Raw genomic sequence first — 21,836 nt, 5'->3', positions numbered from 1 at the left:
TGCCTCGAAGGAAGCTGCCATGCCTGACCCAAATCCCCTCCTGCAACACTGGACGCTGCCGCCGTGGTCGGCGATCCGCGCCGAACATCTGCTGCCCGCGATCAACAGCATCATTGCCGATAACCGACGGATCATTGCCGAGGTCATTGCCAGCCAGGCCGACCTTCCCTCTTGGGATGATCTGGTGCTGACCGTCAACGAAACCGATGCGCGTCTCAGCGAGGTGAACTCCATCCTCGAAACCTTCTCGATGGTCAAATCCGACGATGCGCAATGGCTGGTAGAAAGCGCCAAAGGCCAGCTCGCCATCGCACAGTACCGAACCGAGAAAGCCAGCAATCGCTCGCTGTACCGGATTTTCCAACGCTTGGCGCACAGCCCGATCGCGGCCAATTTCGATGGGCCGCGCAAAGCGGCGCTGGCGCGAATCCTGAGCAAGTTTGAAGCGTCGGGCATTCAACTGCCCACTGCACAGCAGCAGGAGCTGGCACGACTGAATCGCGAGATCAGCGGATTGGAGCAGGTATTTTTGCACCACCTCGAGGGCTGGACGCAGACGTGGAGCAAGCGCATCGACAACGTCGCTCTGCTCGCGGGCGTATCGCCGGCGATGCGCGAGCGTCTGGCGCTTGCGGCCGGCCAGGCCGGACATGAGGGCTGGCTGATTCAGCTCGACCAGAATACCTTCCAGCACATTCTCAAATACGCCGAGAACCGCGCGTTGCGCCAAGAGTGCTTCATCGCCTACTCGACCCGGGCTTCCGACCAAGGACCGCTGGCCGGCCAGTTCGATAACGGTTCGGTACTGTCATCACTGCTCGCGCGGCGCCAGCAGAAAGCCCGATTGCTCGGCTATCAAAGCTTCGCGCAGATGCGCCTGGCCACGGAAATGGCCGATGACACCGGTACCGTCAGTGCTTTTCTGCAACGCCAGGTTGCGCTGCTGGCGCCGACACTTGAGCGCGATGCACAGACTCTGAAAACCTTCGCGCTGGAACGCGGGATCAGCCAGATCGAGGCGTGGGATCAGGATTTCCTCGCCGAACAATGGCGGCAACAGCACTTCCCCGGAGCGCTGGAAAACCTGCGTGAGTTTTTTGCACTGGACGCCACTCTGCGCCGGCTCTGCCTGTTCTGCGAGCGCATGTTCGGCATCCGCATCGTTGAGCAGACCGGCTTCGAGCGTTGGCATGACGGTGTGCGGTTGCTGGAAATCAGCGAACACGAGCAGGTCATCGGCTATATCTACTTTGATCCCTACCATCAGGAAAACGCGGCGGATTACGCCGGAACCGCGACCTTGCGCAATCGTCGGATCAGCGCCGAAGGCCGGCCGGCGCTGCCGATTGCTCTGCTCTACAGCAACTTCACCGCGCCAACCGACGCTCATCCGTGCTTGCTGGAGCATCTGGATCTGCGGGTGCTGTTGCATGAATTTGGCCATTGCCTGCAACAGGTGCTGACACGTTCGCCGCATCACAATCTGTCGGGCATTCTGCAGCTGGGGCATGACGCCGCGGAATTTTCCGGGCAGTTATTCGAGCAGTGGTGTCAGTCGCGAGAGTTTCTGCTTTGGCTCGGCGCGCATTTTCAGACTGGTGAGCTGCTGAGCGAATCACGCGTCGACGCAGCGCTGGCTGCTATTCAGGCTCATTCCAGCCGCCCCAGCTCAATGCTGCTGATGGGTGCAATGCTCGACTTCGAGCTGCACCGATCCCATGGCGATGGACGCACCGTCCAGCAGGTCTGCGCCGATGTGCAGCGCGCATTTCCACACCTGCAACTGCCCGAACCGAGCAGATTCGCCAACAGTTTCGACTACATGGTGACCAATTACGACGCCAGGGTTTACGCCTACGCCTGGTCGGGGGTGCTGGCCAGCGAGGCGTTCCAGCGCTTCACGGCGGACTGGGTGTTCAATGCGCAGACCGGTCGGGATTTTCGCGAAACGTTCTTCTCTCCCGGCGCGGCGCGCCCACTGCAGGAAGCCGTCGCAGCGTTCCTTGGCCGGCCAGTCAGCCTGCAACCAACAGCTACTTCAGATTGACCGTCTGAAACCAACTCTTCAGCGAACAGGTGGCGAAAGCGCTGGTGCTGCAATCACCATTGGCCAGCGCCGTGCGCAGCTTGTCGACATCAGCCTGCATCACGTAGCGAACATCATCCCGGAAATGGCCACTCTCGCCGAAACCGCCCTGGGTCATTTCACTCAGCGCGTCTTCCTTGCTCCAGCCCTGAATCACCACGCGATACATGGCCGCCATCAGGCCAGTGCGGTCGGAGCCGTGCTTGCAGTGCATCAACACCGGGCCGGTGGCTTCTGCAGCCTGAATCGCGCGCAGGGTCTTGAGTACGTCGCTGTCGTCGACGTGATTGGTGCGATAGGGCAACTGCACCTGGTTGATGCCGGGGGTCTGCAGCCAGTTCGAATCGGATTCGGGCAGAAAGTTGATGACCGTCGCGACCTTGAGATTTTTCAGCAACGGCACGGCGCCGCTGTCAGGTAGCGCACTGCGGTAGAGGGTGGGTGACATCTGGAACAGGTTGTATTGCACCTCGACCGGTTGCGCCCATTCAGTCGGCCGCACGGGCGCGGCCTCATCGGCCTGAACTGGAACGAGATGCAAAACTGCAAACAGCGAAAAACACACAGCGAAGACAGGACGCATGCTCGGTGGACCGTATAGGGATTGATCAATGGAGGCCTGAAGCTTGGGCCTGCGCCGGTCAAATCTCCGTGAGGCACTCGTCAAAGAATCGTGAATCACCGTCGTCCGGTTCGACTTTCATCGCAAATACCGGCTTTTTTCCGCTGAATCGGTTCATCGAGAAGCTTAGCCTGCTACCATTTGTCACACGATGTTGCAGAAGCCTGCCTTGTTCTCTGGACATTACGGCCACGTCGCAACCAAAAATTCTGAAGCCGTTCGCAGAAACGGCTGACAAACACCAATGCCTGATGAGGTGCACCCCATGTCTGATGCAGATCGAGACAACCCGCGGCGTGAGTTTTTGCGCAAATCCCTGACCCTGATTCCGGTAGTCACCCTTGCGGGCACCGGACTGGGCAGCAGCATGTTGCAAGCGGCGCCTGAAGCCGCACCTGCACCACACCCGGCACCAGCCAAAGCCCGCAGCGGCAAGTACGAGCCGAACTACTTCACAGCCGAAGAGTGGGCCTTCATCAACGCCGCCGTGGCGCAGTTGATCCCCAGCGATGCGCAAGGCCCAGGTGCCCTTGAGGCTGGCGTGCCGGAATACATCGACCGTCAGATGAACACGCCGTACGCCGCCGGTGCTCTGTGGTACATGCAAGGCCCGTTCAATGCCGACGCCGCGCCGGAAATGGGCTGGCAGAGCAAACTGGTGCCCAAAGACATCTATCGCCTCGGCATCGCCGCCACGGATCAGTGGACCAAAGCGCTCAACGGTAAAACATTTGCCGAGCAAGACAGCGCTACCCGAGACGATCTGCTCAAGCAACTCGAAGCCGGTAAACCGCAGTTCGACAGCGTTCCAGCGAAGATTTTCTTCAATCTGCTGCTGCAAAACACCAAGGAAGGGTTTTTCTGCGATCCGATCCACGGCGGCAATAAAGGCATGGTCGGCTGGACCATGATCGGCTTCCCCGGCGCCCGCGCCGATTTCATGGACTGGGTAGAACGCAACGAGCAGTACCCCTTCCCGGCAGTTTCGATTCGCGGCGAGAGGGCGTGAGCATGGCAACCGTAATGAAGAAGGTCGACGCAGTGATCGTCGGTTTCGGCTGGACTGGCGCGATCATGGCCAAAGAGCTGACCGAGGCCGGCCTGAATGTGTTGGCGCTGGAGCGCGGGCCGATGCAGGACACCTACCCCGACGGCAACTATCCGCAGGTGATCGACGAACTCACCTACAGCGTGCGGAAAAAACTCTTCCAGGACATTTCCAAAGAGACCGTCACCATCCGCCACAGCGTCAACGACATCGCCCTGCCGAACCGCCAGTTGGGCGCGTTCCTGCCGGGCAACGGCGTCGGCGGCGCCGGGCTGCACTGGTCGGGCGTGCATTTTCGGGTCGATCCGATCGAACTGCGTATGCGCAGTCACTACGAAGAACGCTACGGCAAAAGCTTCATCCCCAAGGACATGACCATCCAGGACTTCGGCGTCAGCTATGAAGAGCTGGAACCATTCTTCGACTTTGCCGAAAAAGTCTTCGGCACTTCGGGCCAGGCGTGGACGGTCAAAGGCCAACTGGTCGGCCAAGGCAAGGGCGGCAACCCTTACGCGGCGGATCGCTCCAACCCGTTCCCGCTCGAAGCGCAGAAAAACACCGTTTCCGCACAGCTGTTCGGCAAAGCGGCTACCGAAGTCGGTTACAAACCCTACAACCTGCCTTCGGCGAATACCTCGGGGCCGTACACCAATCCCTACGGTGCACAGATGGGTCCGTGCAACTTCTGCGGTTTTTGCAGCGGCTATGTTTGCTACATGTACTCCAAGGCTTCGCCGAACGTGAACATTCTGCCGGCGCTGAAGCCGTTGCCGAATTTCGAGCTGCGCGCCAACGCCCACGTGCTGCGGATCAACCTCGACAGCAGCAAGAGCAAAGCTACCGGCGTTACTTACATCGACGCTCAGGGTCGCGAGATCGAGCAACCGGCGGATCTGGTGATCCTCGGCGCCTTCCAGTTGCACAACGTGCGACTGATGTTGCTCTCGGGCATCGGTAAGCCCTACGACCCGGTCAGCGGCGAAGGTGTGGTCGGGCGTAATTTCGCCTACCAGAACATGGCGACGATCAAGGCGTTCTTCGACAAGGACACCCACACCAACAACTTCATCGGTGCCGGCGGCAACGGCGTGGCGCTGGATGACTTCAACGCCGACAACTTCGACCACGGGCCGCACGGCTTCGTCGGTGGCTCACCAATGTGGGTCAACCAGGCTGGCAGCCGGCCGATTGCCGGTACCTCCAATCCACCCGGCACTCCGGCTTGGGGCAGCGATTGGAAACGCGCGACCGCCGATTACTACACCCACCAGGTGTCGATGGACGCTCACGGCGCGCATCAGTCCTACCGTGGCAACTACCTCGATCTCGACCCGGTATACCGCGATGCCTATGGCTTGCCGCTGCTGCGGATGACGTTCGACTGGCAGGAAAACGACATCAAGATGAACCGCTTCATGGTCGAGAAAATGGGCAAGGTCGCCGAGGCCATGGGCCCGAAAGCCATCGCCGTGATCGGCAAGAAAGTCGGAGACCACTTCAACACCGCCTCCTACCAGACCACTCACCTCAACGGTGGCGCGATCATGGGCACTGATCCGAAAACCAGCGCGCTGAATCGCTACTTGCAGAGCTGGGACGTGCACAACGTCTTCGTTCCCGGCGCTTCCGCTTTCCCACAAGGCCTGGGTTACAACCCTACAGGGCTGGTCGCTGCGTTGACCTACTGGTCGGCGAAAGCGATCCGCGAGCAATACCTGAAAAACCCCGGCCCGCTGGTTCAGGCTTAAGGAGCGATGACCATGAAAAATTTCGTTATCGCAGCTTTGGCCTTGCTCGGCAGCGCTTCGATTCACGCTACCGAAGTTGATCAAGCGTTGATCAAACAAGGCGAATACCTAGCCCGTGCTGGCGACTGCGTAGCCTGCCACACCGCGAAGAATGGCAAACCGTTCGCCGGTGGCCTGCCGATGGAAACCCCGATCGGTACGATTTACTCGACCAACATCACCCCGGATAAAACCGGGGTCGGCGATTACAGCTTTGAAGACTTCGACCAGGCCGTGCGCCATGGCGTCGCGAAAAACGGTAGTACTTTGTACCCGGCGATGCCGTATCCGTCCTACGCGCGCGTCAGCGAAACCGACATGCAGGCGCTGTACGCCTACTTCATGCACGGCGTACAACCGGTGGCGCAGGACAACAAGGCCAGCGACATCCCGTGGCCATTGAGCATGCGCTGGCCGCTGATGGGCTGGCGCTGGATGTTTGCGCCGAAGGTCGAGGATTACAAAGCCGTGTCGGACGATGCCGTGATCAGCCGTGGGGCGTATCTGGTGGAAGGCCTCGGACATTGCGGCGCCTGCCATACGCCGCGTGCCCTGACCATGCAGGAAAAATCCCTGAGTGCAGCCGATGGCAGCAGTTTTCTGTCAGGCAGTGCACCACTGGAAGGCTGGATCGCCAAGAGTCTGCGCGGCGATCACAAGGATGGACTCGGCAGCTGGACCGAAGAGCAACTGGTGCAATTCCTCAAGACCGGCCGCAGTGACCGCAGCGCGGTATTCGGCGGCATGAGCGATGTGGTCACCCACAGCATGCAGTACATGACCGACGCCGACCTGACGGCGATTGCCCGCTACCTCAAATCGCTGCCAGCCAACGACCCGGCCGACCAGCCGCATCAATACGATGAGAAAGTCGCCAAAGCATTGTGGAACGGCGACGACAGCCAACGTGGCGCATCGGTGTATATCGATAACTGCGCGGCCTGTCACCGCACCGATGGCCGTGGCTACACGCGGGTATTCCCTGCGCTGGCGGGTAATCCGGTGCTGCAATCGGAAGATCCGACCTCGCTGATTCACATCGTGCTCAAGGGCGGCACCCTGCCGGCGACTCACACCGCGCCATCGACCTTCACCATGCCCGGTTTTGCCTGGCGTTTGTCGGATCAGGAAGTGGCGGATGTAGTGAGTTTTATTCGTGGCAGTTGGGGTAACAAGTCTTCAGCTGTAACCGCAAAGGAAGTTTCCAAGTTGCGCAGCGACGATATGACCACAACATCATCCGATGACCTTGGACAAGTGACTGATCACAACTAAGCACAATAACCCCTGCATGGAAAAACATGCAGGGGTTATGGTTTTTATCGAACAGGCTTAATCAAGGATTGATAATGCTGGCGTAAGCCTTTGCCAGTGCAGCCAATTTGGCTCGATCTTGCTCGCCCACTTCGCCGTCACGATCAACATCGTGCTCAAGACGACCGATGCTGAAGGTGTGCCCACCGTCTTTGGAGGTCGCGGTGACGAAAATCGGGTCGACTAGCATTTCAGTTTGCACGCCGGCCTCGGCATCCCAACCAAGTTCTTTGCGAGCAAGTTGCATGGACACCAGAGTATTGGGCTCCGATGGGCCAGGCTGCATAAGTTGCAGAAAAATACCGCGCGAATTAAAAAACGACATCATCAAATCCTTTTGTCTTTAATCTAATTAATTGTTGTGAAGCGAGGTGGATACTACGAACTTGATAGACATACGACCAGCCAACTTATGTTTCTTTAATTTACGCCGCTTTCAAACTTTCTATTTAAATAATTCATTTAACTAACTTGGTATTTTTGACCAATGGCCGAACGGTAGTGGATCACTCGGGGCTTTGCGGATACTGTATGGATGTACAGACCAAAGGATCCCCTGATGTCCAGTCTTTTGCCCCCGCGCGGTCGTGGCACCGCTACCAACCCGCACAATCGCTTCGCGCCGAACCGTTCGGTGGCCGAGGACGATGGCTGGTATCAGGAAGTGCCGCAAACCCAGGGCACCGAGGTGCGCATCGAAACCGCGAAATCCATCATCACCCGCAACACTTCGCCGGACCTGCCCTTTGATCGTTCGATCAATCCCTATCGCGGCTGCGAGCACGGCTGCATCTATTGCTACGCGCGGCCCAGTCACGCTTATTGGGACATGTCGCCGGGGCTGGATTTCGAGACCAAGCTGATTGCCAAGACCAACGCCGCGCAAGTTCTGGAAGAGCAGTTGGGCAAAAAAGGCTATCAGTGCGCGCCAATCAATCTGGGTTCCAACACTGATCCGTACCAGCCGATCGAACGCGAACACCAGATCACCCGCCAGACCCTCGAAGTGCTGCTGCGTTACCGCCATCCGGTGACCATCATCACCAAAGGCTCGCTGATCCTGCGCGACCTCGACCTGCTCACCGAACTGGCGCAACAGCGGCTGGTGGCGGTGATGATCAGCCTGACCACGCTCGATGACGAACTCAAACGCATCCTTGAACCGCGCGCTGCTGCGCCCAAGGCCAGGTTGCGCGCGATTCGGGTCATGCGTGAAGCCGGTATTCCGGTGGGCGTTTTGTGTTCGCCGATGATTCCGATGATCAACGACAGCGAAATCGAAAGCCTGCTCGCCGAGGCGCACGCAGCCGGTGCGCAAAGTGCGGCCTATATGATGCTGCGCCTGCCACTGGAGGTGGCGCCGCTGTTCGAGGAATGGCTGCAGGCGCACTACCCGCAACGCGCCGCCCATGTGTTGAGCCTGATCCGCCAGAGCCGTGGCGGCGAGCTATATGACAGTCGTTTTGGCACTCGCATGCGTGGCGAAGGGCCGTTTGCCGATCTGCTGGCCCAGCGCTTCGCCAAGGCGCTGAAACGACTGGGTCTGGATCGACGCGAAGGCTTCAATCTCGATTGCACTGCCTTCTGTCCGCCGGGTCGCCAGATGGCGCTGATTTAGAGACAATTGGCCTATGGTTGAGTGGAGGGATGTACTTGCCCGGTTAACGCCGGTCACGTTTTTTGTGACCTGGAACACACGTTCTAGAGCGCTTGATTCAGTTTGAGTTAAGTTTCGGCGGTTACCTTGTTCATCGAGTGACTGACGGGTCGGGATGACCCGGATGTTGAAAACAGCCACTGGCTTCATATCGGACTACAGGGGAAGAATCCCCGAATCCGCCAAAGAGGATGAATCATGAGTGACAAGGATAAACAGCCGTTGGCTGCGTCGGCGCAATCGCTCCCTGTGGCGGAAACCGCTGATGCAGCATTGAAGAATATCGTCGACGGCTTTTTGCATTTTCATCATGAGGTCTTTCCACAGCAGGAAGAACTCTTCAAAAAACTCGCCACGGCGCAACAGCCGCGCGCGATGTTCATCACCTGCGCTGACTCGCGCATCGTCCCCGAGCTGATCACCCAAAGCTCCCCCGGCGACCTGTTCGTGACGCGTAACGTCGGCAACGTTGTTCCGCCCTACGGTCAGATGAACGGCGGCGTTTCCACCGCGATCGAATACGCGGTACTGGCACTCGGCGTGCATCACATCATCATCTGCGGCCACTCCGATTGCGGCGCCATGCGTGCGGTGCTCAACCCGGACAGCCTGGAAAAGATGCCGACGGTCAAAGCCTGGTTGCGCCACGCCGAAGTGGCGAAAACCATGGTCCAGGAAAACTGTAACTGCGCCGACGAAAAAGAAAGCATGCCGATCCTCACCGAGGAAAACGTCATCGCCCAATTGCAGCACTTGCGTACCCATCCTTCGGTAGCCTCACGCATGGCGAACGGTCAACTGTTCATCCACGGCTGGGTCTACAACATCGAAACCAGCCAAATCAAAGCTTACGACGCGGATCAGGGTTGTTTCCTGCCGCTCGATGGCAGCCATCCGATCCCGGTGGCGACGCCCAAAGCGCGCTTCTAAATCCTCCTAAAAATCTGTGTGGTTTGACGCCGGCCGCTGTTTCAGCGGCCCGGCCTCGCCATGCCTGAAGAAAGCTTCGGGAGAATCACCATGCGTGCTGCTCAATTGAAAGCTGTACTGCCACGGGAGCTGCTGGCCTCGGTGGTTGTGTTCCTGGTGGCCCTGCCGTTGTGCATGGGCATCGCCATTGCTTCCGGGCTGCCGCCGGCCAAAGGTCTGATCACCGGGATCATCGGTGGTCTGGTGGTCGGTTGGCTGGCGGGTTCACCGTTGCAAGTCAGCGGGCCGGCGGCCGGGCTGGCGGTGCTGGTGTTCGAACTGGTGCGCCAGCACGGCATCGAGATGCTCGGGCCGATTCTGCTGCTCGCCGGTTTTCTGCAACTGGTGGCCGGGCGGCTGAAGCTCGGTTGCTGGTTCCGGGTCACGGCGCCAGCGGTGGTCTATGGGATGTTGGCGGGGATTGGCGTGCTCATCGTGCTGTCACAGGTGCATGTGATGCTCGATGCTTCGCCCAAGCCTTCCGGGCTGGATAACCTCACGGCATTCCCCGCTGCGGTGGCGCAGGCGTTGCCGTCACTGGGCTGGCAGGCTGGTTTGCTTGGCCTTTCGACGATTGCGGTGATGTGGCTGTGGGAGAAATTCCGTCCGCACTCGCTACGCTTCATTCCGGGTGCGTTGCTTGGCGTGGGTCTGGCGACCGGCGCGAGTTTGCTGCTGGCGTTGCAGGTCAAACGCGTTGAGGTGCCGGAGAATCTGGCCGAAGCCATCGACTGGCTGAAACCGGCTGACTTGCTCAGTCTCGCCGACCCGACGCTGCTGATCGCCGCATTCGCCGTTGCGTTCATCGCCAGCGCCGAAACCCTGCTGTCCGCCGCTGCGGTGGATCGCATGCACAACGGTGTACGTTCGGACTTCGACCGTGAGCTGTCGGCGCAAGGTGTCGGCAACATGCTCTGCGGCCTGGTCGGCGCGCTGCCGATGACCGGGGTGATCGTGCGCAGTTCGGCCAACGTTCAGGCTGGCGCGACCACGCGTTACTCGACGATTTTCCACGGTCTGTGGCTGCTCGGTTTCGTCTTGCTGTTGTCGAGCGTGCTGCAAAGCATTCCGGTGGCGAGTCTGGCCGGTGTGCTGGTCTACACCGGATTCAAACTGGTCGACCTCAAAGCCTTTCGTGGTCTGGGCCGTTATGGGCGGATGCCGATGTTCACCTATGCCGCGACGGCACTGGCGATCATCTTCACTGACCTGCTGACCGGTGTGTTGATCGGTTTTGGCCTGACGCTGGTGAAGCTGGCGTTCAAGGCTTCACGCCTGAAGATCAGCCTGATCGATCTGCCGCAGGACGGCGAAATGGAGCTGCGTCTGATCGGCGCGGGGACGTTCCTGAAAGTGCCGGCGCTGACTCAAGTACTGAGCACCATTCCAGCGGGCACGACGGTGCATGTGCCGCTCAACAATCTGAGCTACATCGACCATTCGTGTCTGGAGTTGCTCGAAGAGTGGGGCCGGGCGAATGCGGCCAAGGGTTCAAAACTGATGATCGAGTCGCGCGGGTTGAAGCGCAGGCTTGAGGGGCGGATTCGCACCACTACCGGGATTGGTTCGGCCGCTTGAAAAACCAGTGTGGCAAAAATGGCAAAAAACCCTGTGGGAGCTGGCTTGCCAGCGATGGCGGAGTGTCAGTCACCAAAGATGTCGACTGATCCGACGCTATCGCTGGCAAGCCAGCTCCCACAGGTGTTGAGGTGGTTCCGGATTACGCAGCAGGCTGATCCAGCTCCAGGCCCACGCCCAAACGGCGGCTCATGCACGGCCAGCGCTTCCACGCAGCGCCGGTATCCGGGCTGCTGAGTTTTTCGCGGTAGGCTTCCACCGACTCCTGCGAAAAGCTCTCGTCGTTGAGCATGCTGTCCACCGCGTGATGCACCACTTCATCCAGTTCATTGGCAAATTTCTCACCGAGCAACTGGTGAGCAATCAGGTTGGCGACCGTCATGTCCAAAGGGATCAGTGGCTGGCCGAAATGCTTGATGTACAGATCGTTGACCTCTTCGACAAAACGGTGCGCCAGGTAGGCTTCGTCCAGCAGTCGATCCAGACCGACCGGCGGCTGGAGAAAGTATTGTTCGGCGATTTTCAGCACCGGTTTGATCTGTGATTCGATTCCCGCTTCCTTGGCGACTGCATTGGCTGCTTCCAGCATGTCAGGTACTTCGTCGATGTAGGTTTCGACAAAACGCGTCAGTACAGCCTTGGCGCCTGTCTCAGGCAATTGGATCGACGGGTGCAGATGTGGCAGTTGTTCTTCCAGCTGACGTGTCAGCCGTCCGGTTTCGTTTTCGTGTTGTCGGGCTATTTGGATCTGCTCGCGCAATGCGGCGGTGTTCATGAAAACTCCAGGAAACAAGGCAATGAAATAGGGAAGACATAAGTTAGCTGGCTTACGAAAAATGCTAAGACGCATTTGTCATAATTATTTCATCCTTGAGACACCTGCGTTATATCGGTTTGCCACCACTCGTCTGCATCCTTCTCCATTCGTGCCCTTCAACGCAAGCTCCGGCTGTATCGATCATTTGCCTGCGCACATTGCAATTCCCAGCCGCTGTCTATACTCGCCAATGAATGGAGTTAGCTGATGACGCCCGACTGCCCACGCAGCAAGGCCCGGCGATTCAAGTTCGTAGTCTGATGCAGCCGCTCCCTTGCCGCAGGTGAAAGCCGGCGGGATAACAAGAACGATAAGGGGAACCCGCAATGATGCGACATCCACATGTCTGGATGGGCCTCCTGTTGTGGTCGATTTTCAGCCAGGCACAAGCGGCCTGGACTGTGAATATGGCGCCTGGAGCGACTGAAATCAGTCACGCAGTATTCGACCTGCACATGATCATTTTCTGGATCTGTGTGGTGATCGGGGTCATCGTCTTCGGCGCCATGTTCTGGTCGATGATGGTGCACCGCCGTTCTACCGGGCAGGTCGCCGCGAAATTCCACGAAAGCACCACCGTCGAGATTCTCTGGACCGTCGTCCCGCTGCTGATTCTGGTGGTGATGGCGGTACCGGCGACCGCCACCCTGATCAAGATGTACGACTCCAGTGAGCCGGATATTGATATCCAGATCACCGGTTATCAATGGAAGTGGCATTACAAATACCTGGGCCAGGATGTCGAATTCTTCAGCAACCTGACCACTCCCGCCGAGCAGATCCACAACAAGGAAGCCAAGGGCGAGCACTATTTGCTCGAAGTCGACAAGCCGTTGGTACTGCCGATCGGGGCCAAGGTGCGTTTTCTCGTGACCTCGGCCGACGTGATTCATTCGTGGTGGGTGCCGGCCTTCGCGGTCAAGCGCGATGCGATCCCCGGGTTCGTCAACGAAGCCTGGACCCGAGTCGACAAGCCCGGCATCTACCGTGGCCAGTGCGCCGAACTCTGTGGCAAGGACCACGGCTTCATGCCGATCGTGGTCGAGGTCAAGGAACAGGCCGACTACGAGAAATGGCTTGGCGAGCGCAAAGCCGAAGCCGCGCAACTCAAAGAGCTGACCAGCAAGGAATGGACCCTCGACGAACTCAAGGAGCGCGGCGACAAGGTCTATCACACCGCTTGCGTCGCCTGTCACCAGGCTGAAGGCCAAGGCTTGCCGCCAATGTTCCCGGCGCTCAAGGGCTCGAAAATTGCCACTGGCCCGATCAAGGATCACTTGGGCATCGTCTTCCACGGCAAGCCCGGCACCGCCATGGCGGCATTCGGCAAACAGCTCTCGGAAGTCGATATCGCAGCGGTCGTGACCTATGAACGGAACGCCTGGGGCAACAACAAGGGCGACATGGTCACGCCAAAAGAAGTGCTGGAGTTGAAACAGGCGGAAAGCCAATGAGCCGGTCTATCGCGTATTTCGTGAACCGGTCGGGGCCACGCGCCTCGACCAGCCCAGTCCACTCACGTAAAGGAGACCGGCCATGAGCGCTGTAATCGATGACCACGGTCATGCCGACCACGCCCACGGCCCGGCCAAAGGCCTGATGCGCTGGGTGCTGACCACCAACCACAAGGACATCGGTACGCTGTACCTGTGGTTTGCGTTCTGCATGTTCCTCCTCGGTGGCTCGTTCGCCATGGTGATTCGCGCCGAGTTGTTTCAGCCCGGACTGCAAATCGTCGAGCCGGCGTTCTTCAACCAGATGACCACCATGCACGGTCTGGTGATGGTGTTCGGCGCGGTGATGCCGGCGTTCGTCGGCCTCGCCAACTGGATGATCCCATTGATGGTCGGCGCGCCAGACATGGCTCTGCCGCGCATGAACAACTTCAGTTTCTGGCTACTACCGGCGGCATTCCTGATACTGGTTTCAACGCTGTTCATGCCCGGTGGCGGGCCCAATTTCGGCTGGACCTTCTACGCGCCGCTGTCGACGACCTACGCGCCGGAAAGCGTCACCTACTTCATCTTCGCCATCCACCTGATGGGCATCAGCTCGATCATGGGCGCGATCAACGTGATCGCCACCATCCTCAACCTGCGCGCCCCCGGCATGACCTTGATGAAAATGCCGCTGTTCGTCTGGACCTGGCTGATCACTGCGTTCCTGTTGATCGCGGTGATGCCGGTGCTGGCCGGGTGCGTGACGATGATGCTGATGGACATCCACTTCGGCACCAGTTTCTTCAGCGCTGCCGGTGGCGGTGACCCGGTGTTGTTCCAGCATGTGTTCTGGTTCTTCGGCCACCCCGAGGTGTACATCATGATCCTGCCGGCCTTCGGCGCCGTCAGCCAGATCATCCCGGCCTTCGCGCGCAAACCGCTGTTCGGCTACACCTCGATGGTCTACGCCACGGCGAGCATCGCGTTCCTGTCGTTCATCGTCTGGGCGCACCACATGTTCGTGGTTGGCATTCCGCTGGTGGGCGAGCTGTTCTTCATGTACGCGACCATGCTCATCGCGGTGCCGACCGGGGTGAAAGTGTTCAACTGGGCCAGCACCATGTGGCAAGGCTCGATGACCTTCGAGACGCCGATGCTGTTCGCAGTGGCGTTCGTGATCCTGTTTTCGATTGGCGGTTTCTCCGGACTGATGCTGGCTATCGCTCCGGCCGACTTCCAGTATCAGGACACCTACTTCGTGGTCGCGCATTTCCACTACGTGCTGGTGCCGGGAGCGATTTTCGGGATCTTTGCTTCGGCCTATTACTGGCTGCCGAAGTGGACCGGGCACATGTACGACGAAACCCTCGGCAAGCTGCACTTCTGGCTGTCATTCGTCGGCATGAACCTGACCTTCTTTCCGATGCACTTTGTCGGTCTTGCGGGGATGCCGCGACGGATTCCGGACTACAACCTGCAGTTCGCCGACTTCAACATGGTCTCGTCGATCGGCGCATTCATGTTCGGCGCCACGCAGATTTTCTTCCTGTTCATCGTGATCAAGACCATTCGCGGCGGCGTGCCGGCACCGGCCAAACCGTGGGATGGCGCCGAAGGTCTGGAATGGAGCGTGCCGTCGCCGGCGCCGTATCACACCTTCACCACACCGCCGGAAGTGAAATGAACAACCACCTCCCGGCTGACGCAATCCCTGTGGGAGCTGGCTTGCCAGCGATGGCTGCCTGTCTGACACACCGCACTGGCCCCATCGCTGGCAAGCCAGCTCCCACAGGGTTCTCCGTAGAAGGCAAAGATCATGGCTGATTCGATCTCGCTAAAAAAACTCGTCACGCGGCTGCTGGCTGTGGTGCTGGCGATGTTTGTTTTCGGGTTTGCCCTGGTGCCGATCTACGACGTGATGTGCAAGGCGTTCGGCATCAATGGCAAGACCGGTGGGCAGTACGCGGGCGAGCAGACCGTCGACACTTCGCGCCAGGTGCGCGTGCAGTTCCTGTCCACCAATACGGCCGACATGCCATGGGAGTTCTATCCCAAACATGACGAGCTGACAGCCAATCCCGGTGCGGTCAACGAGATGATTTTCATCGCGCACAACCCCACCGACAAACCGATGAGTGCGCAAGCTGTGCCAAGCATCGCGCCGAGCAATGCCGCCGCGTATTTCCACAAGACCGAATGCTTTTGCTTCACCCAGCAAGTGCTGCAACCGGGCCAGCGCATCGAGATGCCGGTGCGGTTCATCGTGGACCGCGACATGCCCAAGGAAGTGAAGCATCTGACGCTGTCCTACACGCTGTTCGATATCACCGCCCGACATCCACCGGTGGCTGTACACACTGGCGGTTAAGCGTGCCCGATAAGGAGAACAATAAATGGCAAGTCATGAGCACTATTACGTTCCGGCCCAGAGCAAGTGGCCGATTATTGCCACGGTCGGCATGGCGGTCACCGTGTACGGCCTGGCCGTCTGGTTCAATGATCTGAAGGCAGCGCGCCCGGAGTCTCACGGCCCGCTGATCTTTTTCATCGGCGGCCTGTTGGTGGCGTACATGTTGTTCGGCTGGTTCGGCACGGTGATCAAGGAAAGCCGCGCGGGGTTGTACAGCGCGCAGCTGGATCGTTCGTTCCGCTGGGGCATGAGCTGGTTCATCTTTTCCGAAGTGATGTTCTTCGTCGCGTTCTTCGGGGCGCTGTTTTACGTGCGGCACATCTCCGGCCCGGCGCTCGGCGGTGAAGGCCCGAAAGGCGTCGCACACATGCTCTGGCCGAACTTCCAGTTCACCTGGCCGCTGCTGCACACTCCGGATCCGAAACTGTTCCCGCCGCCCAAGGACGTCATCAGCCCGTGGGGCCTGCCGCTGATCAACACGATTCTGCTGGTCAGCTCCAGCGTGACCATCACCATCGCCCACCACGCGCTGAAGAAAGGTCATCGCGGCGCGCTGAAAATCTGGCTGGCGATCACCGTGCTGCTGGGCTGCGCGTTCCTCGGCTTTCAGGCTGAAGAATATATCCACGCTTATAAGGAGCTGGGCCTGACCCTCGGTTCCGGCATCTACGGCGCAACGTTCTTCATGCTCACCGGTTTCCACGGCGCCCACGTGACCATCGGCACGATCATTCTGTTTGTGATGCTGATGCGCATCATGAAGGGCCATTTCGACAACGAGCATCAGTTCGGCTTCGAAGCGGCTAGCTGGTATTGGCACTTTGTCGATGTGGTGTGGATCGGTCTGTTTATCTTCGTCTACGTGCTCTGAGGCTTACTTACCAAGGCGCATGCGACACCAGTTGGCCGCTGTAGAAACCCCAGGCGATCAGGCCGACGGTGATCGCAGCGCAGGCCACCCGAACACTCAGGGCGAGCACCAGCCGATTCGAGCTGCTGTCGTCCTTGACCAGGAAAAACAGGCCGCTGAACAGGCTGATCACCGTGGCAATCAGCATCAGGACGATGGCTGCTTTGAGCATGGCAAGACTCCGGGGGACGGGCGATGCATTGGAGTATAGCGAGCGTGATGCCTGACTTTGTGGCGATGCCATGAAGCGCTTCCGCCCGGGCGTCGTGCCAACGCTGGTAGTGGCTTTGTTGCTGCCGCTGCTGGTCTCGCTGGGCTTCTGGCAACTGGGGCGTGGCGCCGAGAAAACGGCGCTGCTCGCCAGTTACGCCGAGCGCCGCGCCGCCGCGCCGGTGGCCAGCAGCGAATTGCTGCACAACGCCGATCCGGCCTATCGCCGGGTGCATCTGCACGGCCAGTTCGATGGCGCCCACAGCTTGCTACTGGACAACCGGCAGCGTGACGGCAAGGTCGGCGTCGAGTTGCTGCAACCGTTTCACGATCAGGCCAGCGGGCTGTGGCTGCTGGTCAATCGCGGCTGGCTGCCGTGGCCGGATCGGCGCGTGCCGCCGCAATTCAGCACGCCGGGCGATGCGGTAAGTGTCGATGCGTGGGTCTACGTCGCCCCCGGCACAACCTTCCAGTTGCACGCCGACCCGGCCAGCCAGAGCTGGCCGCAAACCATCACCGCCGTCGAACCGGCCAAGCTCTGGCAAACCCTCGACCGCGACGGCTTTGCCTACGAATTACGCGCGGAACCCGGCCCCGCCAGCTATCAGGCCGACTGGCCGGTGGTCGCAATGGGCCCGGAAAAACACCTCGGTTACGCCGTGCAATGGTTCGCCATGAGCATCGCTTTGCTCGGCCTCTACCTCTATCTCGGCTGGCACAACGCCAAGGAGCACCACCATGGGAACGGCCATGAATCCACCCAGCATGTCTGACGCCAAGGCACCGACCAGTCGCCGTCGCGGACGCATTCAATTGCTGCTGATCGTGCTTGGCGTGGTCGGGCCGATGATCCTCGCCACCGGCATGTACAAGTTGCAGTTCTGGGTGCCGGAGGGTCGCAGTTATCACGGTGAACTGATCGGTAATGGCCAGACCCGGGCCGACCTCGGCGTGAACGCTGACGAGCAACGCTGGCAGATGCTGGTCACTGCGCCGAAAGATTGCGCGGTCGATTGCCAGCAGTTGGTGTATCTGGCGCGGCAGATTCAGGTCGGTCTGGGCCGCGAAGCCGGGCGCGCCAGCCACGCCTTGGCCGCCGCGCAACCGCTATCCCCCGACTACCAAGCCAAACTGACCCGAGAGTATCCGCAGTTGCAGCGTTATCCGCTGGACGCCGCGACCTTCAGCAAGACTGCCGGCGACAAAACCACGCCACAGCTGTGGATCATCGACCCGCACGGCAATCTGGTGCTGCGCTACGAGCCGAACGTCAAAGGCAAGGATCTGCTCAACGACCTGCGCCATCTGCTGAAACTGTCGAACATCGGATAAGGGCATTGTCATGGCCAAACCTGGATTTCGCCTCGCGCTGTTTGCCACCCTGCTGGCGCTGATTGTGGTGCTGCTCGGCGCCTACACGCGCCTGACCCACGCCGGCCTCGGCTGCCCGGACTGGCCGGGTTGCTACGGGTTTATCAGCGTGCCCAAAAGCGAAGCCCAACTGGCGCATGCCGAACTGCATTTTCCCGACACGCCGGTCGAAGCGCACAAAGGCTGGAACGAGATGATCCACCGCTACTTCGCCGGCACTCTTGGCCTGTTGATCTCGGTGTTGGCCGGACGTGCGTGGGTCAACCGTCGTCATCCGGGGCTGCCACTGAAACTGCCGTTGTTCTTGCTGGCCGTGGTGATCGCACAAGCGGCGTTCGGCATGTGGACGGTGACGCTCAAGCTCTGGCCGCAAGTGGTGACCGGGCATTTGCTCGGCGGCTTTGCGACTTTGAGCCTGTTGTTTCTACTGACGCTAAGGCTGTCCGGCGTGCTGCCGGCCCTGACCGTGCCCAAGCGGTTGCAGCACTGGGCGACGGCGGGATTGTTAATGGTGATCGGCCAGATTGCTCTGGGCGGTTGGGTCAGTTCCAACTACGCGGCAGTGGCCTGCATCGACTTTCCACCCTGCCATGGTCAATGGCTGCCGCCCGCCGATTTCGCCAACGGCTTTCACCTGACGCAACACATCGGCCCGAATTACCTCGGCGGGCAACTCGACAGCGATGCACGCACGGCGATTCATCTGACTCACCGCATCGGTGCGCTGCTGGTGACGCTGGTGCTGCTCGGTCTGGCCTGGCAATTGAAAGTGGTCGGCATGACGCGACTGGCCGGGCTGGTGCTGATCGCCCTCGCCGCACAAATCACCTTGGGCATCAGCAACGTGGTGTTTCATCTGCCACTGCCGGTCGCGGTAGCGCATAACGCCGGTGGCGCGGCGTTGTTGCTGAGCATGGTGCTGGTCAACTATCACGCGCGCACCAGCCTGGTTCGGGTCAGGCAGCCGCTGATCGCGCGCTGGCGTCTGAGCCGGCGTAAACATTCGGCGGCGCGAATCACTATAAAAGGAGAGACGCCATGGCGATTCTGATCGGCGAACGTCCCGCGCAGGCGCTGTGGCGAGATTATCTGGAACTGACCAAGCCGAAAGTGGTGGTGCTGATGCTCATCACCTCGCTGGTCGGCATGTTTCTCGCGACCCGCGCTGGAGTGCCGTGGACGGTGCTGGTGTTTGGCAATCTGGGCATCGCTTTGTGTGCCGGCGGCGCGGCGGCGGTCAATCATGTGGTGGATCGGCGCATCGATGCGCTGATGGCGCGTACGCATAAACGGCCGCTGGCTGAGGGTCGCGTGTCGCCGGCCGCTGCGCTGACCTTTGCGCTGGTATTGGCGCTGCTCGGTCAGGCGTTGCTGCTGACCTTCACCAATCCGCTGACTGCATGGCTGACACTGGCGTCATTGCTCGGCTATGCGGTGGTCTACACCGGTTTCCTCAAACGCGCGACGCCGCAGAACATCGTCATCGGCGGCCTCGCCGGGGCCGCACCGCCGCTGCTCGGCTGGACCGCCGCCACCGGCCACGTCAGCGCCGAACCGTTGCTGCTGGTGCTGATCATCTTCGCCTGGACCCCGCCGCACTTCTGGGCGCTGGCGATCCATCGCAAAGAGGAATACGCCAAGGCTGACATCCCGATGCTGCCCGTCACCCACGGCGAGCACTACACCAAAGTGCACATTCTGCTGTACGCCTTTGCGCTGCTTGCGGTCAGTCTGCTGCCGTATGTGATTCACATGAGCGGCGTGTTGTACCTGATTTGCGCGCTCGGTCTGGGCGCGCGGTTTCTGCAATGGGCCGTGGTGCTGTACCGTGGCACTCGGCCGCACGCGGCGATCAATACGTTCAAGTACTCTATTTATTACTTGTTCCTGCTGTTCATCGCCCTGCTCGTAGACCACTACTTATTGTTGAACCTATGACTCGAACTCAGAAAACCGTCTTCGTCCTCGTCGCCGTGATCGCACTGATTCTCGGCCTTACCGTCAATAAAGTGCTGAGCGGCAAAAGCCAGGGCGACCCGACTGCGCTGATCGACGCCGGCATTATCCTGCTGCCGCAGAGCCGCAATCTGCCGGACGTGACGATGACCGATCAGGACGGCAAGCCCGTCGCGATCAATGAGCTCAAGGGTAAGTGGAGCCTGCTGTTTTTCGGTTACACCTTCTGCCCGGACATCTGCCCGACCACCCTTGCCCAATTGCGCCAAATCAAAAGCGAGCTGCCGAAAGACGCTGTGGACAAGTTGCAGATTGTGCTGGTCAGCGTTGACCCGAATCGTGATAACCCCAAGCAGCTCAAGCAGTACCTGGGCTACTTCGACCCGCAGTTCATCGGCCTGACGCCGACCTCTATTGAAGAGCTGCAGAAGGTCGCGAATGCGGTGAGCATTCCGTTTATTCCGGCGGATACCAGCAAGCCGAATTACACGGTTGATCACAGTGGGAATCTGGCGGTAATCGGCCCGGACGGGACGCAGCGCGGGTTTATTCGGGCGCCGTTGAATAATGCGAAGTTGGTGGCGCAGTTGCCGGTGATGCTGAACCGCAAGTAAAGCTAAGAGCTGGATGCAAAAAAGCCCCTCACCCTAGCCCTCTCCCGGAGGGAGAGGGGACTGACCAAGTTTTCTTACGCTAGACATCGACCTGAAATATCCAGTCGAACTCAGGTTTTGAACGGCACGAATTTCGGCTCCCTCTCCCTCGGGAGAGGGCTGGGGTGAGGGGCGAATCCAACGCAGTCCCCCCAAGCCGAACAATTCACAACAACCTTAATCAGAACGCTGGCAACACAGCACCCTTGTACTTCTCGGTAATGAACTTCTTCACTTCCGGGCTATGCAGGGCAGCCGCCAGTTTCTTCATCGCGTCGCTGTCCTTGTTGTCCGCGCGGGACACGAGGATGTTCACGTATGGCGAGTCGTTGCCTTCAATCACCAGCGCATCCTTGGACGGATCAAGCTTGGCTTCCAGCGCGTAGTTGGTGTTGATCAGCGCCAGGTCGACCTGGGTCAGCACGCGTGGAATGGTCGCGGCTTCCAGTTCACGGAATTTCAGGTCTTTCGGGTTCTGCGCGATGTCTTTGATGCTCGACAGGATATTGGTCGGATCCTTCAAGGTGATCACGCCAGCCTTGGCCAGCAGCAACAGCGCACGGCCGCCGTTGGTGGCGTCGTTCGGGATGACCACGTTGGCGCCGCCTGGCAGTTCTTCGATTTTCTTGATCTTGCTCGAGTACGCGCCCAGCGGCTCCAGGTGCACGCCGGTCACGGCCACCAGGCTGGTGCCTTTGGCCTTGTTGAACTCATCGAGGTACGGCTGGTGCTGGAAGAAGTTCGCGTCCAGACGCTTCTCGGCAACCTGCACGTTCGGCTGAACGTAGTCAGTGAAGACTTTGACCTTCAGATCCACGCCTTCTTTGGCCAGTGCCGGCTTCACGAACTCGAGGATTTCCGCGTGCGGTACCGGGCTCGCAGCCACGGTCAGGGTTTCGTCGGCGTGGGCCGAGAACGCTGCAACGGCAGCGAGGGCAACGATCAGTTTTTTCATTCAGCTAACTCCTTTTTGCGGCGCCCGTCTGGCACCTGCCAGCGAATGGCCGGC

General features: G+C 59.6%; 21 protein-coding genes. 16 read left to right on the top strand and 5 right to left on the bottom strand.

Annotated features, from left to right (window positions below):
- Positions 1-19 precede the first annotated feature (19 nt).
- Positions 20-2,047 carry a M3 family metallopeptidase gene (locus tag ACP7BN_RS10065; protein ID WP_426203702.1) on the top strand — a complete coding sequence of 676 codons (2,028 nt, stop codon included), beginning with the start codon at positions 20-22 and terminating at the stop codon, positions 2,045-2,047.
- On the opposite strand, the gene ACP7BN_RS10060 is transcribed toward ACP7BN_RS10065, so the two are convergent.
- Positions 2,034-2,669, bottom strand: coding sequence for a dual specificity protein phosphatase family protein (locus ACP7BN_RS10060; RefSeq protein WP_426203699.1), 636 nt, complete (start codon positions 2,667-2,669; stop codon positions 2,034-2,036). The two genes, ACP7BN_RS10065 and ACP7BN_RS10060, sit on opposite strands and share 14 nt — an antisense overlap.
- Before the next feature lie 304 nt (positions 2,670-2,973).
- Between ACP7BN_RS10060 and ACP7BN_RS10055 the strand changes: the two genes are divergently transcribed.
- The 3 genes from ACP7BN_RS10055 to ACP7BN_RS10045 are packed head-to-tail and all read left to right on the top strand — an operon-like array spanning position 2,974 to position 6,818.
- Positions 2,974-3,717: a gluconate 2-dehydrogenase subunit 3 family protein gene (locus tag ACP7BN_RS10055; protein ID WP_426203697.1), complete on the top strand. Its 744-nt coding sequence runs from the start codon at positions 2,974-2,976 to the stop codon at positions 3,715-3,717.
- 2 nt (positions 3,718-3,719) lie between these two features.
- The gene (locus tag ACP7BN_RS10050) at positions 3,720-5,504 is read left to right on the top strand and encodes a GMC family oxidoreductase (protein WP_426203694.1); all 1,785 of its coding nucleotides are present in this window, start codon (positions 3,720-3,722) and stop codon (positions 5,502-5,504) included.
- A 12-nt stretch (positions 5,505-5,516) separates the two neighbouring features.
- Positions 5,517-6,818 carry a c-type cytochrome gene (locus ACP7BN_RS10045; protein WP_426203692.1) on the top strand — a complete coding sequence of 434 codons (1,302 nt, stop codon included), beginning with the start codon at positions 5,517-5,519 and terminating at the stop codon, positions 6,816-6,818.
- A gap of 61 nt (positions 6,819-6,879) precedes the next feature.
- Here ACP7BN_RS10045 and ACP7BN_RS10040 read toward each other — a convergent pair whose 3' ends face one another.
- Positions 6,880-7,182: a hypothetical protein gene (locus ACP7BN_RS10040; protein WP_420649993.1), complete on the bottom strand. Its 303-nt coding sequence runs from the start codon at positions 7,180-7,182 to the stop codon at positions 6,880-6,882.
- A gap of 234 nt (positions 7,183-7,416) precedes the next feature.
- On the opposite strand from ACP7BN_RS10040, the gene ACP7BN_RS10035 reads away from it, so the two are divergent.
- The 3 genes from ACP7BN_RS10035 to ACP7BN_RS10025 all read left to right on the top strand — a co-directional run bounded on the left by ACP7BN_RS10035 (position 7,417) and on the right by ACP7BN_RS10025 (position 11,061).
- Positions 7,417-8,475, top strand: a complete 1,059-nt coding sequence (locus tag ACP7BN_RS10035) for a PA0069 family radical SAM protein (protein ID WP_426203690.1) — start codon at positions 7,417-7,419, stop codon at positions 8,473-8,475.
- 237 nt (positions 8,476-8,712) lie between these two features.
- Complete coding sequence (locus tag ACP7BN_RS10030) at positions 8,713-9,444, top strand: carbonic anhydrase (protein ID WP_420649995.1); 732 nt, start codon at positions 8,713-8,715, stop codon at positions 9,442-9,444.
- A gap of 90 nt (positions 9,445-9,534) precedes the next feature.
- Entirely contained in the window at positions 9,535-11,061 is a 1,527-nt protein-coding gene (locus tag ACP7BN_RS10025; protein ID WP_426203687.1) for a SulP family inorganic anion transporter, read from the top strand.
- A gap of 142 nt (positions 11,062-11,203) precedes the next feature.
- On the opposite strand, the gene ACP7BN_RS10020 is transcribed toward ACP7BN_RS10025, so the two are convergent.
- A complete protein-coding gene (locus ACP7BN_RS10020) occupies positions 11,204-11,836 on the bottom strand; it encodes a hypothetical protein (RefSeq protein ID WP_420649997.1) in 633 nt (210 codons plus the stop codon).
- A gap of 368 nt (positions 11,837-12,204) precedes the next feature.
- On the opposite strand from ACP7BN_RS10020, the gene coxB reads away from it, so the two are divergent.
- The 4 genes from coxB (at position 12,205) to ACP7BN_RS10000 (ending at position 16,598) form a co-directional block, all read left to right on the top strand.
- The gene (gene coxB / locus ACP7BN_RS10015) at positions 12,205-13,332 is read left to right on the top strand and encodes a cytochrome c oxidase subunit II (protein ID WP_420649998.1); all 1,128 of its coding nucleotides are present in this window, start codon (positions 12,205-12,207) and stop codon (positions 13,330-13,332) included.
- A gap of 82 nt (positions 13,333-13,414) precedes the next feature.
- Positions 13,415-15,001 (top strand): cytochrome c oxidase subunit I, encoded by a 1,587-nt coding sequence (gene ctaD, locus ACP7BN_RS10010; RefSeq protein ID WP_426203683.1) that lies wholly within the window; start codon positions 13,415-13,417, stop codon positions 14,999-15,001.
- A 132-nt stretch (positions 15,002-15,133) separates the two neighbouring features.
- Positions 15,134-15,685 (top strand): cytochrome c oxidase assembly protein, encoded by a 552-nt coding sequence (locus ACP7BN_RS10005; RefSeq protein ID WP_426203681.1) that lies wholly within the window; start codon positions 15,134-15,136, stop codon positions 15,683-15,685.
- A gap of 25 nt (positions 15,686-15,710) precedes the next feature.
- On the top strand, positions 15,711-16,598 hold the full coding sequence (locus tag ACP7BN_RS10000) for a cytochrome c oxidase subunit 3 (RefSeq protein ID WP_426203679.1): 888 nt from the start codon (positions 15,711-15,713) through the stop codon (positions 16,596-16,598).
- A 7-nt stretch (positions 16,599-16,605) separates the two neighbouring features.
- Here the strand turns inward: ACP7BN_RS10000 and ACP7BN_RS09995 are convergent, their stop codons facing one another.
- The gene (locus tag ACP7BN_RS09995) at positions 16,606-16,809 is read right to left on the bottom strand and encodes a twin transmembrane helix small protein (protein ID WP_420650002.1); all 204 of its coding nucleotides are present in this window, start codon (positions 16,807-16,809) and stop codon (positions 16,606-16,608) included.
- Between the two features lie 70 nt (positions 16,810-16,879).
- Between ACP7BN_RS09995 and ACP7BN_RS09990 the strand changes: the two genes are divergently transcribed.
- The 5 genes from ACP7BN_RS09990 to ACP7BN_RS09970 are packed head-to-tail and all read left to right on the top strand — an operon-like array spanning position 16,880 to position 20,788.
- Positions 16,880-17,620, top strand: a complete 741-nt coding sequence (locus tag ACP7BN_RS09990) for an SURF1 family protein (protein WP_426203676.1) — start codon at positions 16,880-16,882, stop codon at positions 17,618-17,620.
- On the top strand, positions 17,586-18,179 hold the full coding sequence (locus ACP7BN_RS09985) for a hypothetical protein (RefSeq protein ID WP_426203671.1): 594 nt from the start codon (positions 17,586-17,588) through the stop codon (positions 18,177-18,179). Before ACP7BN_RS09990 ends, ACP7BN_RS09985 begins: the two co-directional genes overlap by 35 nt.
- Positions 18,180-18,189: 10 nt before the next feature.
- The gene (locus tag ACP7BN_RS09980; protein ID WP_426203668.1) at positions 18,190-19,269 is read left to right on the top strand and encodes a COX15/CtaA family protein; all 1,080 of its coding nucleotides are present in this window, start codon (positions 18,190-18,192) and stop codon (positions 19,267-19,269) included.
- Positions 19,257-20,156, top strand: a complete 900-nt coding sequence (gene cyoE / locus ACP7BN_RS09975; protein ID WP_426203666.1) for a heme o synthase — start codon at positions 19,257-19,259, stop codon at positions 20,154-20,156. Before ACP7BN_RS09980 ends, cyoE begins: the two co-directional genes overlap by 13 nt.
- Positions 20,153-20,788: an SCO family protein gene (locus ACP7BN_RS09970; RefSeq protein WP_420650007.1), complete on the top strand. Its 636-nt coding sequence runs from the start codon at positions 20,153-20,155 to the stop codon at positions 20,786-20,788. The genes cyoE and ACP7BN_RS09970 overlap by 4 nt, the downstream gene beginning before the upstream one ends.
- Before the next feature lie 220 nt (positions 20,789-21,008).
- On the opposite strand, the gene ACP7BN_RS09965 is transcribed toward ACP7BN_RS09970, so the two are convergent.
- Positions 21,009-21,782 (bottom strand): MetQ/NlpA family ABC transporter substrate-binding protein, encoded by a 774-nt coding sequence (locus ACP7BN_RS09965; protein WP_426203663.1) that lies wholly within the window; start codon positions 21,780-21,782, stop codon positions 21,009-21,011.
- Between the last annotated feature and the right edge of the window lie 54 nt (positions 21,783-21,836).

This window comes from Pseudomonas sp. TWP3-1 (genome assembly GCF_049896625.1).
Taxonomy (GTDB): domain Bacteria; phylum Pseudomonadota; class Gammaproteobacteria; order Pseudomonadales; family Pseudomonadaceae; genus Aquipseudomonas.
The sequence above is the reverse complement of the archived record's forward strand: the minus strand, read 5'-3'. Positions and strand labels throughout refer to the sequence as shown.

What these genes read in the sequence shown, in the direction of transcription:
- ACP7BN_RS10065 (WP_426203702.1), top strand. Translation starts at nt 20, where the DNA reads ATGCCTGACCCAAATCCCCTCCTGCAACACTGGACGCTGCCGCCGTGG.
- ACP7BN_RS10060 (WP_426203699.1), bottom strand. Translation starts at nt 2,669, where the DNA reads ATGCGTCCTGTCTTCGCTGTGTGTTTTTCGCTGTTTGCAGTTTTGCAT.
- ACP7BN_RS10055 (WP_426203697.1), top strand. Translation starts at nt 2,974, where the DNA reads ATGTCTGATGCAGATCGAGACAACCCGCGGCGTGAGTTTTTGCGCAAA.
- ACP7BN_RS10050 (WP_426203694.1), top strand. Translation starts at nt 3,720, where the DNA reads ATGGCAACCGTAATGAAGAAGGTCGACGCAGTGATCGTCGGTTTCGGC.
- ACP7BN_RS10045 (WP_426203692.1), top strand. Translation starts at nt 5,517, where the DNA reads ATGAAAAATTTCGTTATCGCAGCTTTGGCCTTGCTCGGCAGCGCTTCG.
- ACP7BN_RS10040 (WP_420649993.1), bottom strand. Translation starts at nt 7,182, where the DNA reads ATGTCGTTTTTTAATTCGCGCGGTATTTTTCTGCAACTTATGCAGCCT.
- ACP7BN_RS10035 (WP_426203690.1), top strand. Translation starts at nt 7,417, where the DNA reads ATGTCCAGTCTTTTGCCCCCGCGCGGTCGTGGCACCGCTACCAACCCG.
- ACP7BN_RS10030 (WP_420649995.1), top strand. Translation starts at nt 8,713, where the DNA reads ATGAGTGACAAGGATAAACAGCCGTTGGCTGCGTCGGCGCAATCGCTC.
- ACP7BN_RS10025 (WP_426203687.1), top strand. Translation starts at nt 9,535, where the DNA reads ATGCGTGCTGCTCAATTGAAAGCTGTACTGCCACGGGAGCTGCTGGCC.
- ACP7BN_RS10020 (WP_420649997.1), bottom strand. Translation starts at nt 11,836, where the DNA reads ATGAACACCGCCGCATTGCGCGAGCAGATCCAAATAGCCCGACAACAC.
- coxB (WP_420649998.1), top strand. Translation starts at nt 12,205, where the DNA reads ATGATGCGACATCCACATGTCTGGATGGGCCTCCTGTTGTGGTCGATT.
- ctaD (WP_426203683.1), top strand. Translation starts at nt 13,415, where the DNA reads ATGAGCGCTGTAATCGATGACCACGGTCATGCCGACCACGCCCACGGC.
- ACP7BN_RS10005 (WP_426203681.1), top strand. Translation starts at nt 15,134, where the DNA reads ATGGCTGATTCGATCTCGCTAAAAAAACTCGTCACGCGGCTGCTGGCT.
- ACP7BN_RS10000 (WP_426203679.1), top strand. Translation starts at nt 15,711, where the DNA reads ATGGCAAGTCATGAGCACTATTACGTTCCGGCCCAGAGCAAGTGGCCG.
- ACP7BN_RS09995 (WP_420650002.1), bottom strand. Translation starts at nt 16,809, where the DNA reads ATGCTCAAAGCAGCCATCGTCCTGATGCTGATTGCCACGGTGATCAGC.
- ACP7BN_RS09990 (WP_426203676.1), top strand. Translation starts at nt 16,880, where the DNA reads ATGAAGCGCTTCCGCCCGGGCGTCGTGCCAACGCTGGTAGTGGCTTTG.
- ACP7BN_RS09985 (WP_426203671.1), top strand. Translation starts at nt 17,586, where the DNA reads ATGGGAACGGCCATGAATCCACCCAGCATGTCTGACGCCAAGGCACCG.
- ACP7BN_RS09980 (WP_426203668.1), top strand. Translation starts at nt 18,190, where the DNA reads ATGGCCAAACCTGGATTTCGCCTCGCGCTGTTTGCCACCCTGCTGGCG.
- cyoE (WP_426203666.1), top strand. Translation starts at nt 19,257, where the DNA reads ATGGCGATTCTGATCGGCGAACGTCCCGCGCAGGCGCTGTGGCGAGAT.
- ACP7BN_RS09970 (WP_420650007.1), top strand. Translation starts at nt 20,153, where the DNA reads ATGACTCGAACTCAGAAAACCGTCTTCGTCCTCGTCGCCGTGATCGCA.
- ACP7BN_RS09965 (WP_426203663.1), bottom strand. Translation starts at nt 21,782, where the DNA reads ATGAAAAAACTGATCGTTGCCCTCGCTGCCGTTGCAGCGTTCTCGGCC.